Annotated in this window: 14 protein-coding genes, 1 pseudogene and 1 other annotated feature; of the genes and pseudogenes, 6 read left to right on the forward strand and 9 right to left on the reverse strand. The window is 36.0% G+C overall.

Annotated features, from left to right (window positions below):
• Positions 1–18 precede the first annotated feature (18 nt).
• Both MHI40_RS02435 and MHI40_RS02440 read left to right on the forward strand, forming a co-directional pair.
• Entirely contained in the window at positions 19–516 is a 498-nt protein-coding gene (locus tag MHI40_RS02435; protein WP_340761375.1) for a flavin reductase family protein, read from the forward strand.
• 462 nt (positions 517–978) lie between these two features.
• Positions 979–1,227, forward strand: coding sequence for a hypothetical protein (locus tag MHI40_RS02440; RefSeq protein WP_093536005.1), 249 nt, complete (start codon positions 979–981; stop codon positions 1,225–1,227).
• 225 nt (positions 1,228–1,452) lie between these two features.
• Here MHI40_RS02440 and MHI40_RS02445 read toward each other — a convergent pair whose 3' ends face one another.
• From MHI40_RS02445 to MHI40_RS02455, 3 genes are all read right to left on the reverse strand, one after another.
• Positions 1,453–2,184: a metallophosphoesterase family protein gene (locus MHI40_RS02445; RefSeq protein WP_340761376.1), complete on the reverse strand. Its 732-nt coding sequence runs from the start codon at positions 2,182–2,184 to the stop codon at positions 1,453–1,455.
• A gap of 17 nt (positions 2,185–2,201) precedes the next feature.
• Complete coding sequence (locus MHI40_RS02450; RefSeq protein ID WP_340761377.1) at positions 2,202–2,891, reverse strand: TVP38/TMEM64 family protein; 690 nt, start codon at positions 2,889–2,891, stop codon at positions 2,202–2,204.
• Positions 2,892–3,026: 135 nt separating this feature from the next.
• The gene (locus MHI40_RS02455) at positions 3,027–4,229 is read right to left on the reverse strand and encodes an MFS transporter (protein WP_340761378.1); all 1,203 of its coding nucleotides are present in this window, start codon (positions 4,227–4,229) and stop codon (positions 3,027–3,029) included.
• Positions 4,230–4,291: 62 nt separating this feature from the next.
• Positions 4,292–4,552: a binding site (T-box leader), on the reverse strand.
• Positions 4,553–4,674: 122 nt separating this feature from the next.
• Between MHI40_RS02455 and MHI40_RS02460 the strand changes: the two genes are divergently transcribed.
• Complete coding sequence (locus MHI40_RS02460) at positions 4,675–5,922, forward strand: erythromycin esterase family protein (protein ID WP_340764360.1); 1,248 nt, start codon at positions 4,675–4,677, stop codon at positions 5,920–5,922.
• A 50-nt stretch (positions 5,923–5,972) separates the two neighbouring features.
• Here MHI40_RS02460 and MHI40_RS02465 read toward each other — a convergent pair whose 3' ends face one another.
• Positions 5,973–6,638, reverse strand: coding sequence for a DUF1129 family protein (locus tag MHI40_RS02465; RefSeq protein ID WP_340761379.1), 666 nt, complete (start codon positions 6,636–6,638; stop codon positions 5,973–5,975).
• Positions 6,625–6,969, reverse strand: a complete 345-nt coding sequence (locus MHI40_RS02470; protein WP_340761380.1) for a PadR family transcriptional regulator — start codon at positions 6,967–6,969, stop codon at positions 6,625–6,627. Before MHI40_RS02470 ends, MHI40_RS02465 begins: the two co-directional genes overlap by 14 nt.
• Positions 6,970–7,184: 215 nt before the next feature.
• Between MHI40_RS02470 and dacB the strand changes: the two genes are divergently transcribed.
• Positions 7,185–8,666, forward strand: coding sequence for a D-alanyl-D-alanine carboxypeptidase/D-alanyl-D-alanine endopeptidase (gene dacB / locus MHI40_RS02475; protein WP_340761381.1), 1,482 nt, complete (start codon positions 7,185–7,187; stop codon positions 8,664–8,666).
• A gap of 121 nt (positions 8,667–8,787) precedes the next feature.
• Here dacB and MHI40_RS02480 read toward each other — a convergent pair.
• A pseudogene (locus MHI40_RS02480) lies at positions 8,788–9,389 on the reverse strand (SDR family NAD(P)-dependent oxidoreductase).
• A 203-nt stretch (positions 9,390–9,592) separates the two neighbouring features.
• Between MHI40_RS02480 and MHI40_RS02485 the strand changes: the two are divergent.
• Together MHI40_RS02485 and MHI40_RS02490 are read left to right on the forward strand one after the other, a co-directional pair.
• Positions 9,593–10,171 (forward strand): TetR/AcrR family transcriptional regulator, encoded by a 579-nt coding sequence (locus MHI40_RS02485; RefSeq protein WP_340761382.1) that lies wholly within the window; start codon positions 9,593–9,595, stop codon positions 10,169–10,171.
• Between the two features lie 68 nt (positions 10,172–10,239).
• Positions 10,240–12,366, forward strand: coding sequence for an MMPL family transporter (locus MHI40_RS02490; protein ID WP_340761383.1), 2,127 nt, complete (start codon positions 10,240–10,242; stop codon positions 12,364–12,366).
• A 51-nt stretch (positions 12,367–12,417) separates the two neighbouring features.
• On the opposite strand, the gene MHI40_RS02495 is transcribed toward MHI40_RS02490, so the two are convergent.
• The 3 genes from MHI40_RS02495 to MHI40_RS02510 all read right to left on the reverse strand — a co-directional run bounded on the left by MHI40_RS02495 (position 12,418) and on the right by MHI40_RS02510 (position 14,497).
• Entirely contained in the window at positions 12,418–12,987 is a 570-nt protein-coding gene (locus MHI40_RS02495) for a manganese catalase family protein (protein ID WP_093535987.1), read from the reverse strand.
• Positions 12,988–13,002: 15 nt separating this feature from the next.
• Positions 13,003–13,269 carry a spore coat protein CotJB gene (locus tag MHI40_RS02500; protein ID WP_340761384.1) on the reverse strand — a complete coding sequence of 89 codons (267 nt, stop codon included), beginning with the start codon at positions 13,267–13,269 and terminating at the stop codon, positions 13,003–13,005.
• Between the two features lie 340 nt (positions 13,270–13,609).
• On the reverse strand, positions 13,610–14,497 hold the full coding sequence (locus tag MHI40_RS02510) for an AEC family transporter (RefSeq protein ID WP_322788065.1): 888 nt from the start codon (positions 14,495–14,497) through the stop codon (positions 13,610–13,612).
• Between the last annotated feature and the right edge of the window lie 52 nt (positions 14,498–14,549).

Below are 14,549 nucleotides of genomic sequence, written 5' to 3' on the forward strand. Positions count from 1 at the left end.
GAGAATGGATGTTATAAGATGGACAATAAAATAGATCAAGTAGCTAGCTTTAAAGCAGCAATGGGAAATTATCCTACAGGAGTTACAGTAGTGACAGCTTTTAATAGTGATGGGAAGCCAATGGGATTGACTGTAAATTCTTTTGCCTCAGTCTCGTTAGATCCATTATTAATATTATGGTCTATTGATAAGCGAGTATACTCATATGAAGAGTTTTTAAAAGTAGATAAGTTTACGGTAAATATTCTAGCTGCTGACCAAGGAGATATATGTAATTTATTTGCTAGTAAAGTGGAGGATAGATTTGCAGAGTGTGAATGGAACAAATCAGAATTGAATTTGCCCGTGCTTTCTAACTCGTTAGCAACACTAGAATGTAAAGTATTTAACAAAGTAGAAGCTGGTGACCATACAATTATGATAGGCGAGGTTCTTCATATTCAAAATGCAGCAAAAGAGCCTTTACTGTACCACCGCAGAAATATTGGTGCGATACCGACAGAATTTTATAAATGATTATAGACAAAAAAGGATATCCAGATGGATGTCCTTTTTATGTTATAGCTTGAAAATCCAAAAATATTATTGCTCAAGAAGGGGTTATTTAGCCTTTGTCCAAATTAAATGTTCCTAGGAATCTTCTTTAGCCTGCAAAATCCCGAAGCTGTCAGTAAAAGTAAAGGTTGTACAATGTTGCAATAGTGGTGGAAATCTCTATATTCACGTAGTTAGAGGTTTAGTTTTGGGAGCAGATGGAGAGTATTTACTTAAAGGGATATTCTCCATAAATGTTGTTGGTGGCTATATAGTGTAACGTTATTTGACTAAGTTTATATTCTCGAAGAACTAGTTGATGTAGGAGATTAACTGCTGCTTTTTTAAAGTAAAAATAGTGCAGTGAGTGATTTTAGATGAAAGAAGGACAGAGAGTTCCATTTTCTGTCCTTTTTCATTTAATTTAATGGAAGGGGATTTTATATGGGTAAGGAATCAATGGTGTCTTTAACAATACACCATTATATTTGGATCATTCTCTTTTGCATTTTCGGTATATTATTTGCTATTTATATATTAATCGCAACTGGGAATAACCCACCACTCGTTGTGTTTATTTTATCTGCTATTGGTACAGGAGGGACTGGTGCTATTATAGGTGGAATTATAGGGAATAGTCTTGTCAATTTTCACAAAGCATTATTCAAGGTGCAAGGACAAAAGAAACGTTAAAATATATTGGGATTTTAATAAAGGGGAGTATAGGTAGAGGGTAAAAATAATTCCTTATGGAAAATCAATTGATCGTATTTAGCTAACATGTCCTTTTATTTTTAGATTGTAATTAAATTTCGTTACGCAAGTGAATACAAGTAAAGAAATCGTAGCGTTAGTATATGACATCGAGTATATAAAGAATCTCTCCAAAGTGTAGTACTTGGGAGAGATTTGGATACATCAAATATAAAAAAGCTTAAACAGTATTTCTCTTTGTGGTACTTGAAGTGTTTCAAACTTTTGTAGAAAAGCTTCTTTGTCATAAGCGACGTGATGGATGGTTACATTTGGTTTGCTTGAAGTAAAATCTAATACTGCATATGGTGCGGTATTTCCTTTAGACACTCCAAGAGCTCCTGGATTCAGCATTATCTTGTTGTCCATTTGGAATAAATGCTCGGGATGATTATGCCCAAAGCAAATGATATCCGCCGGATATTCACTGAACATACTCCACGTATTTTCTAATGTAGGTTTTAAAATAGGATGAAAAGGCTCTTCTCTTATATGAGCTTCTAAGAGATGTGGCTCGATATGATAGTGAATTCCCAAAAGGCGTGTACCATTAACTTCTTTCGTTATAACTCGTGGGAGTTGCTCTAGTCGTTGGACATTTTGATGGGATAGTTGATTTGCAATCCACTCATGATGTTCACGTGTATGCTTGTAGCTCTCGGGATGTCCCTCCCCTGAAATAAGGGATAGTATTGCTTCATCATGATTTCCGGTAATCATTCGAACATCGGAGCGGTCAAATAGTATATTTAGAACTTCGTTCGTATCTGGTCCCATAGCAATCATATCCCCCAGACACCATATTTCCTGCACATCTGTTTTAGTATCTATTTCGTTTAATACTGCTCGTAATGCGAGTTCATTTCCATGTATATCCGTTAAAATAGCTACTTTCAAAAAATCACTCCTACAACTTATTCTGCCGGCTCCGTTTTTTCTTTCTCTTTCTTTTTATGGTGTTTCAAATATTTCACTAAATAATAAATAAGGATAGTCGCAAAAATAACACCGAAAATGACATACTCATCTACATCCGATGAAAGTATTCCAGCGGGAATCAATGCAAGAACAAAGAAATATAAGAAGTTCCCAATTGCAGTAGCTATTGTGAAAGGTATTATACGAATTGTACTTAGTCCAGACAAAATATTTATAAGACTAGTTGGGATAAATGGAAAGAGTCTACCTTGAAGTACGTAGGCAAAACCATTTGCATCTACCTTATCTATTAAACCTTTGTTGAACTTCTCGATAATAATTTCTTGGAAAACATAGCGAACCCCATATAACACAATAACGGATGCAATAATACTCGTAAACCAACTCCACAAAAAGCCATTTATAAATCCGAACAATGTGATATTGATTGTAATCACGAGAATAAGTGGAAATATAGTAAATGAATTTTGTATGATCATGACTAGTGCCATAAAAAATAGTGCATAGCCGATATTTCTTTCTAGAAAGAGTTGGACCTCATCTATATCTCCTTGTAATAAGGACGTCACAATATCTTTGTTTAATAAGACGAAAACTGAAACTAATAGCAAGGCGCCCCAAATAATCCATTGTCTTTTTGTAAGATGTTGAATTTTATTCTTCATTTGTTAACGTCACCTGGTCCTTCACACATTTATTGTCCAATCGTACCACGGTTTAAGGTTACTAAAAAACTTTTAAGGTCTATTCTTATAAAGATATTCAATTGAATTTTGTAAAGACCAAAAAGTTGAATAATATTAGGCTAATTTACTCCTAACTTTACTAGCTGAAAGTAAGGTTAAGTAAAGAGCTGTAGTAAACATTAGAGTAGAACATCCTATCACAACCTCTTTTACAGAAAACCAGTGAGAGGCTAATCCTACTAAAAGAATAGTGATGACTTGTATAAAACTCGCAAGCATCTCATAAATACTTGAGATTCTTCCCATCATATCGATAGGGATATTCGATTGAATGTATGTCATAAATCCCGTATTAGAAATAGATAGAAAAAATGAAAGTACAAAAAATCCGATGCTAGCTAACAAATAGGTTGTAGAAAAACTGTAGATTATATAACCAATGGAGACAAATAGTGTTCCTATACTCATTAACAGTTTAGCGGGAAAGAATCTTACTAGCACATTAGTGCAGATTGCACCTATTAAAAATCCGATACCAGCGATAGTGACAAGGGAACCATAGGTAGTATTGGAGAGATTGAGAATCATCTTGGCAAATGTTACTTCCATGGAATCTAATGCTGCAGTAAGTAGCATTACCATTTGAAACATCATATATAAGACGAAAAATGGGATAGCCTTTTTACTAAAACGTACAACTAAACTCCAGTCATTTCGGATATTTAACCAAGTAATTCTTGAATTTTCATGAGAAGCTGAAGACATTTGCTTAGGCAAAAGAAGTGCAAGAGCGGCACATAATAGAAAAATAAAGACATTTACAAATAATGCCTCCTTGAGGGAACCAATCATAAATAAAATCCCCGCAATTAATGGACCAGTTACAAATGCACCCGAATGGACAAAGCTAAGGATTGGATTAAATCGATGTCTTATACTTTCAGGTAGTAAAAGCGTCATATAAGTGAAGGAAGCTGGCTCAAAAATTGCACCAGCCATTTGTATGAAAAACACTAGTGTAAAAATAATGAAGACGGAATTAGAAAAAGGGATGAAGAAGATTAATATTGCTCTAAATAGGTCCAAGTAGACCATAATATGTTTAGTAGAAACACGGTCAATTATACTTCCAGCCCAAGGTCCTACTAACAACTGTGTGATAGGTTTGATAATATATAAAGTGGCAACTGCTAAAGCAGATCCTGTTATTTCTAATACCATTAAGTTAATTGCTAATAGGTATATCCATCCTCCAATATTGGCAACTCCAACGGAACTCAAATATAAAATTGGGAACTTCCATTTAAATGAGTACATTTTAAAACCTCCGACATATTTAAATTTGGTCAATAAAAAAACCCCACCCCCAAGACTGTTGTCTTAGGGACGAGATTAATATGTCGTGGTGCCACCCTAGTTTGCCCTAATGTCGCCATTAGTGACCTTTTCAAGTACGGCATGTATACATGCTTATACTCTAGCTCGATAACAGGAGCAACTGTCACATAATACCTTGTTCTGTACAAGTCCTATGTGAAGCTCAGAGGCTTGTTTCGGTAACTTCATTCTTACCCATTCACAGCTACTAGGGCTCTCTTTGAAGATATTCGATTACCTACTCTTCTCTTCATAGCTTTTTAATTTTTCCTATCATACCATATCCACTTCTAAATACTAGTTGTTTTTTATCTTTTGCAATAACTTTTTATCAGTATAAAGGATACTGGCGTAACGCAAACTTCTATGAAAAGGAGTGTTTACGATAACATCACTTACAGAAGCTATTAAAAAGTTTGCATTGCCATTTAATACTCCAGGGGATTTCACTCCTCTTTTAACAGCTATAGGAGAGTCTAGAGTTGTATTACTCGGAGAGGCTAGTCATGGAACTTCAGAATTTTATAAAGTTCGAGCAGAGTTAACAAAGCGACTGATTGAAGAAAAGGGATTTACTCTAATTGCGGTAGAAGGAGATTGGCCATCTACTCAGCGAGTAAATAGATTTATAAAAGGTTACGATACAGACGTCAACAAACAAAATGTACTAAATGTATTCGAACGCTGGCCTACTTGGATGTGGGCAAATGAAGAGATTTCGGAATTAGTTATGTGGTTAGAAAAACATAATAAGCAACTAAAAGATAACAGGAAAATAGGATTCTACGGAATTGATGTGTATAGTTTATGGGAATCTTTAGATGAAGTGATAAACTATTTGCGGAAAACAAATCCGGAGGGAACTGATATGGCTTTTGCCAAAAAAGCAATATCCTGTTTTGAGCCTTTTAACCGTCATCCCGAAACGTATGCATTTTCCTCTATTCACATCTCGGATGCTTGTGTGGAGGAAGTAACGAAGTTAGTTTCATCTATTCGCACAAACGAAAAGCAGTATGAAGATAAGGAAGAAGCACATTTAAATTTAAAGATAAATGCATTAGTAGCGCAAAATGCAGAAGAATATTACAGAGCGATGGTTCGCAGTGATGAACTTTCATGGAATGTTCGTGATGAGCATATGGTCGAAGCGATTAACGAAATAATGGATTATCATGGGAAAGATTCGAAAATAATAATTTGGGCACATAATACTCATATTGGAGATGCATCGGCAACAGATATGAAAAAAGAAGGTCTGACAAACGTAGGAGAAATTCTTCGTATGCAGAACAAGCGTGAAAATGTGTTTTCGGTTGCATTTGGTACTCATAGTGGCGAGGTTATTGCGGCAGATGAGTGGGGAACTACTCCTAAGAGAATGACTGTGCCACCTGCAAGAAAAGACTCCTGGGAAGATATGCTGCATGGTGTAGAAGCTTCTGATAAGCTTCTGATTTTTGACAAGGAGAATCGAACATTCTTTAATGATTGGGTGGGGCATCGGGCTATTGGTGTCGTGTATAATCCAGACTTCGAAGCCTATGGAAATTACGTTCCTTCTAGAATTGGGAGCAGATACGATGCTTTTATTTATATAGATAAAACGAATGCTATATCACCCATTGACTAAATATTGAGTGCAGATGGAGAGGGAGTAATTTCTCCATCTGTCTATGTTACTTAAATTCTATATTTCTTCATGATCCATGAAGTCAGTAACAATATAGCGCCTATACCAAGTGAAGACTGCCACGGTAATATAAAGGATGGACCTATCTCTTTTACAAAAAAACTGATGATCAAAATAACTAAGAATCCTCCTGCCCCATATAAACCAGCCCTAATCATCATCTTTTTATCAGTAGCATTTTCATCAAAAGATCTTTGACTTATTAAACCGAATATCATTTTTACTCCTAAAGCTGTCATAACCATTATCAATAGGATGAGAAGTAGGGAAGAAATGATATATACTTCTTCAGAAGCTTTAGTACCAATTATAGGAATAATTATGCTTCTCATTATTAAAAACCATCCAACCAAGTTTATAGCTATTTCATTTACGAATATGAAGCTCTTGCGTTTATTTTCACGCGGTAAATGACTAATAATCTCATCTGCATAACCCTTAGGATCATTGCCAAAGATTTCTTGCGCTGTTTTACCATCTTGTTGACCTTCCGTAAGATGATCTAACATCTCCATCAAAACTTCCTCTGATTGTTGCTCTGATAAGGTTAGCTTCGTTCGAATATAAAGTAATAAGTTCGTGTAATATTTCTCGTTTTCCTCCGTCAATAGTGCTCTTTTTTTGTTATTTTGTTCGATTAACTCACGTGCTTTCAAATGGTTCATCCCCTTTCGATAATAGAGCATTAATAGGTACTGATAATTGGTTCCATTCTATAGAAATCGTTTCAAGAGCTTCTTGTCCGGCTGAAGTCAATGAATAATATTTGCGATTGGGTCCAGATTCAGAAGGTCTCATTTCACCAATAATAAGATTGTTTTTTTGAAGTCTTAATAAAACAGGGTAAATCGTGCCTTCGCTTACATCCTCTAAACCGACTTTTTGGAGTTTTTTAGAAAGTTCATAACCGTAGACTGGTTCTTTTTCGATAACGGCAAGCACACAGCCATCAAGTATTCCTTTGAGTAGTTGACTTCTAATGGACATTTTTTTCTCCCTTCCACTAACTTGCATAACAAAGTAGTTGTATAAAGAAATGCTACCTTGCTTTGCAAAGTAGCTAAGGTAAGTATAAATTTAATTTGTAGTAATGTCTACTAGGTAATTGGTCCACTTTCTTGTAAGGATTAAAAAAGTTCCTTATTATCTGACAATTACGTGTTAAACTAACAGTAACTAAATGACGAATTAGGAGGAATAGAGTGAGGATTTGGAGAAAGCTATTAGTTTCTGTTGTATCAATTGTGATGATTAGTGGATCTGTTTTTATTTCTACAAGTGAAAATAATACCGTTGAGGCAGCTACTTCGTATAGTAGTTTAAAAACTAAACTCAATACTATTATGGCTGATAATCGCATGAAAAGTGCCTCTACAAGTGTCACGGTAAGGAATGCTGCTACTGGAGAAATTGTGTATGAACATTACGGAGACAAAAGGATTACTCCTGCTTCCACAATGAAATTATTAACTGGGGCAGCTGCACTGGAAACACTTGGTGAGAAGTATCGTTTCTCTACGACGGTTTTGACGGAAGGTAAAGTAGAAAAGGGTATATTAAAAGGAAATCTCTATTTAAAAGGTCAAGGGGATCCAACATTATTAAAAACACATTTAGATAATTTTGCAGCGACATTGGCAAGACAAGGTATCAAAAAGGTTAATGGGAATTTAGTCGGAGATGATACTTGGTATGACAAAGTTCGACTTTCTGCAGGTATTTTAGCTGAGGACGAGCCATATTACTATGCTGCACCTATCTCGGCGTTAACGCTTTCGCCAAACGGGGATTATGATGCAGGATCGGTTATTGTTACAGCAAAACCAAGTAAGAATGGTAGAGCAACAAGTATTACATTAACACCTGCAACAGGTGTTTTACAAGTAGTCAATAACTCCAAAACGGTACCTAAAGGATATAAAAACACATTAAAGGTAACTCGTAAAGTGGGAACTAATAAAGTAATTATTACTGGTAACTCTCCATTAGGAACTTCCGGTATAAAAGAATGGATTTCTGTTACGGATCCTACAGCCTACGCGTTAGACGTGTTTAAAAAGTCATTAGCAGAAAAAGGTATTACGTTTACTGCTGCTTCAAAAATTGTGCAGGGTAAAGTGCCAGTAAATGCAAAAGCTCTTGCTTCAAGGAAATCCATGGAACTAAGGGATTTAATGATTCCATTTATGAAACTAAGTAATAACACGCATGCAGAAGTATTCGCAAAGGAAATGGGGAAAGTAATACATGATGAAGGAAGCTGGAAGGCAGGCCTTCTTGTTATGAATGAATACGCATTATCGATTGGGCTTGATGCTTCCAAATGGACTTTTGAAGATGCCTCCGGAATGTCCTATTCCAATAAAGTTACTTCTAGCCAACTTTCGAAACTTTTGTACTTAGTACGCTTGGAGCCTTGGTATCCTATCTATAGTAAAAGTCTACCAGTGGCGGGATCTTCCGATAGATTAATTGGTGGTACGCTTAAAAACAGATTAAAAGCAAGCCCTGCTAGAGGTAATGTAACGGCCAAAACAGGCAGTCTAAAAAACATAAAATCTCTCGCTGGCTATGCAAAAACTAAAAGTGGTGAAACACTTATATTCACGGTGTTAACGGAAAAAAATAAGTCAAGTACAATTCCAGTAATCGATCAAATCGCCACAACAATTGCTAATTATTAATGCTAAAAGCGCCACCCTTTCAAAAGAAAGGGTGGCGCTTTTAGTATGGGGTTAATAATATTTTATAGATGTAGAGTAAAAACCAAATAGGTGGTTAGAACTCCCATCTAAGGGATGTGTCTTATTGATTTAATTGTCCACCGTCGACTGTGTAGATGGATTGAGTAACATAAGAAGCCTCATCAGATAATAAGAAAGATACCACATTTGCGACTTCTTCAGCTTCGCCGTAGCGTCCCATTGGAACGGCTGAAGCGAATGCTTTTGTAGCTGCTTCACCTTGGCCAGGTAGAGTATTCTCTTCAATTTGACGCATCATGCGTGTATTGATGATTCCCGGAGCAACGGCATTTACACGTACACCGAAGGGTGCTGCTTCAAGAGCTGCTACACGGGTGATACCAATCAATGCATGTTTTGACATGATATAACCCACCATACCTGGAGAAGCCATTAGTCCTGCTCCGCTTGCTGTGTTAACGACCGCACCAAATCCTTGTTTTTTTAACACTGGTAACACATATTTCAAGCCTAGGAAGGCTCCTTTTATAATGCACGAGTTTCATCTAAGCCTAAATCAACGATTACTTGTTGAACAGCTTCTAAATTTAAATCTACAAGAGCAAGTTTTGCTCCCTCATCAGCTAATTTTTTAGCCGTTACTTTTCCAATTCCACCTGCTGCACCTGTTACGATTATTACCTTATTTTCAAATTTACCCATTAAAAAAACTCCCTTTTTAAATAAATTACTTTGCATGCGAGATAGTATAGTGGTCAAAAATTGTCAATTAACTCGATTTCACACTGTTCTTTAAATATTAGTAACTCTAAGTTAATAAAAAGATAAATTTAGTTCACTAAGGTAAGTATGGTTTAAATTTGTACATCTATGTACTATACTATTTGTGTAGTGAGGTGAGTTATGTGGCACGTGAACGTAAGTTTACTGATGAAGAGTTATTTAAAGCAACGAAGTTATTGCTAATTGGAGATGGTTACGATGCTTTCACATTTAGTAAGCTAGCTTCGATGATGGAAGTTTCTCGTGGAAGTATATATAAATATTATGAAAACAAAGATGAATTAATCTTAGAGTTTCTTATGTATGAAATGAATCGATTTCTTCAAGAATTTAATGAACTTGATAAAAATGGGGATTTCCAAACACAGTTTTCAATAGTTATTGATTTTATTTTTAAACATAGTGAAATTCATCAAATACTGGAGATTATTAGCCAAATTCCTAAAAAATCTCCCAATCAAGTCATTTCATCCAATCAGGCACAGTTAACTGGATACTACAGGGATATGTATAAACAGTTTCAAGGTTTAATTGAGCAGGGGAAGAATGAGCAGGTGATTAAGAGGCATCTATCGGATGCTATAATTCTGGGAATGATATTTCAAACTATTGCTATTCCCAATCATTTTGGTATACCACGTGACGAATGGGTAGCTTCTATTAAAGAGATTTTAAGTGAAGGTATGTTTCAGCGCGATTGATTGACATACATGTCACTTTTACACATAATGTAAATGACAGGTATGTTTTTTTATCCAAAGTGACACTGATGTCACTTAAATTTAAAAAGAAAGAAGTGGACTTATTGAAAAAGGTACTAGGTAGAGTAACTGATTTTATTGCAACTCGAAAAGGGATGTGGATTACTTTAGGTATTTGGATAGCAATTACTGTAGTACTTACAATAGTTGCACCAGGTGCAGGCGATCATAAAGTTTCTAGTGTAGCCTCATTACCTGAGGATGCCAAGTCGGTTATTGCACAGGAAAATATTGACGAGCATTTTAAAGATGCAGAAAGTTTACCGGGAATTTTAGTTCTACAGTCTAAAGAGGAAATAGACATGGAAGTTCTTGTAGCAGCTTTAGATAAAGTTGCGGCTGCAAATATAAACGGTTTAAAGGAAATGATTCCTTTAAGTAGTTTGCCACCTCAAGCACTCGAAGGATTTTTCTCAGCAGATAAGAAAACATCTGTTATTCCACTAAGTTTTATCACTTCTTTGGAAACCTCTGAATTAGAGGAAAGCCTGGATCAGGTGAGTGAAATTGTGACCGAGGAAACCGGTTCGACAGTATATATGACTGGACCAGCTGGAATTGCTGTAGATACCACGAATCTATTTGAACGTGCTGATCTTGTTTTAATATTATCGACAGTAGGCATTATTTTAATTCTGTTAATTGTCATTTATCGTTCTCCATTATTAGCACTAATTCCGCTTTTAGCAGCAGGTATTGTGTATCAAGTAGTAAACCAGTTGCTTGGGATTCTCGGAGCTAACGGGTTAGATTTAGCAAGTCAGTCATTATCAATCATGTCCATCTTATTGTTTGCGGCAACAATTGATTATTCATTGTTTGTATTTTCTCGTTACAGAGAAGAGTTAAAGAATTATGAAACTAAATTTGACGCTATGAAGTACGCAATGCGTGAGACAGGAATTCCTGTATTTTTTGCAGGTGGTACAGTTTTAGCAGCAATGCTAGTATTATTCTTTGCATCATTCGGAGATTATCGTAATTTTGCACCAATTTTTGGAACAACAATGCTTGTTATTATGCTTGCCGCTGTCACATTAATCCCAGCATTATTTACACTTTTCGGTCGAAAATCATTTTGGCCACGTATTCCAAAGTACGGGGAGACAGAAGTAAAAGCAAACTCTCTATGGAGCAAAATTGCATCATTTGTTGTCCATAAACCTATAGTTGCAGCCGTTTCTATATTAGTTATTTTAATCGTTTCGGCATTAAATCTGTTCAATTTAAATTATGAATTTGATACGATGAAGTCTTTCCCTGATGATATGCCATCCCGGGAAGGCTATGAAATTATAGAGAATGAATTTGCAAAAGGGGATTTAGCTCCTACAACTGTTTTATTTGAATCTGAAAGTGAAATTACGGAAGAGACACAAGCTAGTCTAATCGAGCAGTTATTACAGCAAGATTTAGTTAGTACTGTTAGAGCTACGGGGATTTCAGAAGATGGACTTGCAGCACAATTCCAATTGACATTTGAGGAAAGTCCATATTCAACAGAGTCGATGGATGCTCTTGAAAAAATGATAGAGGATGAGGAAAGTATTGTTAAAGATAGCAATGCTGAGGGTGATTTATACTTTGCAGGTGAAACAGCTTCACAAGTAGATGATCGTTCAGTAAATAGTCGCGATCTAATCCTTATCGTTGTACTGGAAACAATATTAATCTTTATTTTATTAATCGTGTTAACGAAATCTGTCAAAATGCCAATATACATGATGGGAACTATTCTATTGTCGTTCCTGGCAGCACTTGGTCTAGGTATGTTCTTATCGAATTTATTCTTCGATATCGATACGATTAGTAATCGTGTTCCGTTGTATTCATTCGTATTCTTAGTAGCACTAGGAATCGATTATAATATTATTCTTATTTCTAGGTATTTGGAAGAACGAGAAAAACATCCTGTGAAAAAGGCTGTAGAAATTGCAGTATCTCACACAGGTGGAGTTATTTCATCTGCAGGGATACTACTTGCAGCAACGTTTGCTGTATTGATGACGCAGCCAATCCAATTGTTATTCGTTTTTGGATTTATCGTAGCTGTAGGAATTATTTTGGACACATTCTTAATACGCGGTATTCTATTACCTGCATTGATTGTCCTATTTGAAAAAGATAAAAAATAATATAACCGCATGGTCTTTTAGAATAATTCTAAGAGGACCATGCGGTTTTTTTTAGAAGACTTTCTTTCTATCCCTTTCATCTTTTAGTAATTCAACTGCCTCACGAAAACGAAGTGAATGAATATTTTCTCTTTCTCTTAAGAAACGTAAAGCATCATTGATACCGGGATCATCTGATATATCGATTAACCATTGATAGGTGGCACGTGCTTTTTCTTCTGCAGCAATATCCTCATATAAATCTGCAATAGGGTCTCCTTTAGATTGAATATACGTAGCTGTAAAAGGAACACCCCCAGCATTCTCATAAAATAGGGAGTGTCCGTGATTAACGAAATGTGCACCTAAACCAGCTTTTTCTAATTGTTCAGGGGTAGCATCCTTCGTCAATTTATAAATCATCGTAGCAAGCATTTCAAGATGTGAGAATTCTTCGGTGGAAATGTCTGTAAGGAGTCCGATTACTTTATCCGGAACGGTATAACGCTGATTCATATATCTAAGAGCAGCCGCTAGTTCTCCATCAGCACCTCCATATTGTTCCATCAGATATCTAGCGAGCATCGGATTGCAAGTAGTTACCTCAACTGGATAAAGTAACTTTTTTTCATAAACCCACATCTAATTTCTCCTTTCTCATAATTGCCATGGCCAAGGATCTTGGTTCCAACGCCAACCTAATTCAAGCGCCTGCCTTGAGGGGATGGATTTAAGTGATAATGGACCAAACTTATTTTCGTATTGTTTGCGTGCCACTGCAGCATTTTTAATAGCTTCTCTCCATTGTTCTAAAGCATCTTCATCATTTTGATGTGTATCAGTGTATAATGTCCATTCAACCACAACGAAATCCATTTGTTGTACTGTTTTTAACAGTCTCATTCTTTCATCAAAAACATTCATGAAATTCCTTCCTCTCGGGAAAAGCCATCCACAAATTTGGGCCAAAGAGAACCTTGCATTAGTGCTTCCTCTGGAGAATTTTGAGGTAGACCTGGTTGTTGGAAGTTAGTGAAAATCTGTGGTGGTAACACAAAATACTTTATGGTAATAGGGGGACATGGGTCTCGTGGTGAAACGAAAGGCTTATAACTTCCTCGGTAACTTGGATTTTGCAAATGCAATCACTCCTTCTATTCATCCTATGGAGCTAGAGCTTGTCTAATTCTTAAGTATATAAAAAATCCTTATAAGTTTAGAAAAACTAATAAGGATTCGTTAATGATAAATTCTCTATTACACTCTAAGATATCCCTAAGAAAAATAGAACTAGCGGAATAGAAATAATGCTGATAAGTGTGGTAACAAGAGTTGTAAATGAAACGAGATCGGGTTCCGTATTAAATTGCAATGCTAGCATCGTGGTATTAGCAGCGGTTGGCATAGCCGCTAGTATAATTGCAACTTGCTTAACCGTATCATTAACTGGCAGGAAGTATAAAATTCCAACAGCAAGTAAGGGAGAAATAATTATCCGAATAACAGAAACTGCGGCTACATACCGATAGGCAACCTTTTTACGAGAAATGACGGCTAATTGCATCCCGAGAACGAGCATTACGGTTGGTATCGAGGCATCTGCTACAAGCCCGACTCCTTCCATTACTGCCTGTGGCACAGTCAATTGTGTTTCTTGTAAAAGAATTCCAAGTGCAGCTGCATAAACGACTGGCATTCTAATAACTCGGTGCAGTGATTGTTGCCATGTTGCTTTCTCCCCTCCACCAAGAGACGCAAAAAATATACCAAATGTATTGATAAACAAACCATGTAAAACCATAATCATTACGGCATAGTCGAAACCGGTAGTCCCTAAAGCAAATAACACTACTGGAGCTCCATAATTTCCACTATTCATAAACATGCCACCTAAAATCATCGCAGAAAGCTGCGACCGCGATGATTTCATAAGAGTTCCAGTAACCCAAGTAATTATTAGTAATATAAAAGCTAAAACTAGGCAAAATATTACGATATAAAAATATTCCAGCGTTAAGGCATTTGTATAAAATGTTCGGAAAGCTAAAAACGGAGACATTAGGTATAGTGCGGCAGTTGAGATAGATTTAATATCAAAACCAATAAATTTTTGTCCAACAAATCCGATAAAGAAAATAATAAAAACCGGCAAAATAATCAACACCAGCTCCAATTCAACACCTTCAATCTAAATGGTCAATTTA

Source organism: Psychrobacillus sp. FSL H8-0510 (assembly GCF_038008345.1).
In the GTDB taxonomy this organism is placed as follows: domain Bacteria; phylum Bacillota; class Bacilli; order Bacillales_A; family Planococcaceae; genus Psychrobacillus; species Psychrobacillus psychrotolerans.

Coding starts and splice junctions, on each gene's coding strand:
- MHI40_RS02470 (WP_340761380.1), bottom strand. CDS start 6,969: ATGTCCATTAGAAGTCAACTACTCAAAGGAATACTTGATGGCTGTGTG.
- MHI40_RS02440 (WP_093536005.1), top strand. CDS start 979: ATGGGTAAGGAATCAATGGTGTCTTTAACAATACACCATTATATTTGG.
- MHI40_RS02500 (WP_340761384.1), bottom strand. CDS start 13,269: ATGAATGTTTTTGATGAAAGAATGAGACTGTTAAAAACAGTACAACAA.
- MHI40_RS02435 (WP_340761375.1), top strand. CDS start 19: ATGGACAATAAAATAGATCAAGTAGCTAGCTTTAAAGCAGCAATGGGA.
- MHI40_RS02450 (WP_340761377.1), bottom strand. CDS start 2,891: ATGAAGAATAAAATTCAACATCTTACAAAAAGACAATGGATTATTTGG.
- MHI40_RS02455 (WP_340761378.1), bottom strand. CDS start 4,229: ATGTACTCATTTAAATGGAAGTTCCCAATTTTATATTTGAGTTCCGTT.
- MHI40_RS02490 (WP_340761383.1), top strand. CDS start 10,240: ATGTCACTTAAATTTAAAAAGAAAGAAGTGGACTTATTGAAAAAGGTA.
- MHI40_RS02495 (WP_093535987.1), bottom strand. CDS start 12,987: ATGTGGGTTTATGAAAAAAAGTTACTTTATCCAGTTGAGGTAACTACT.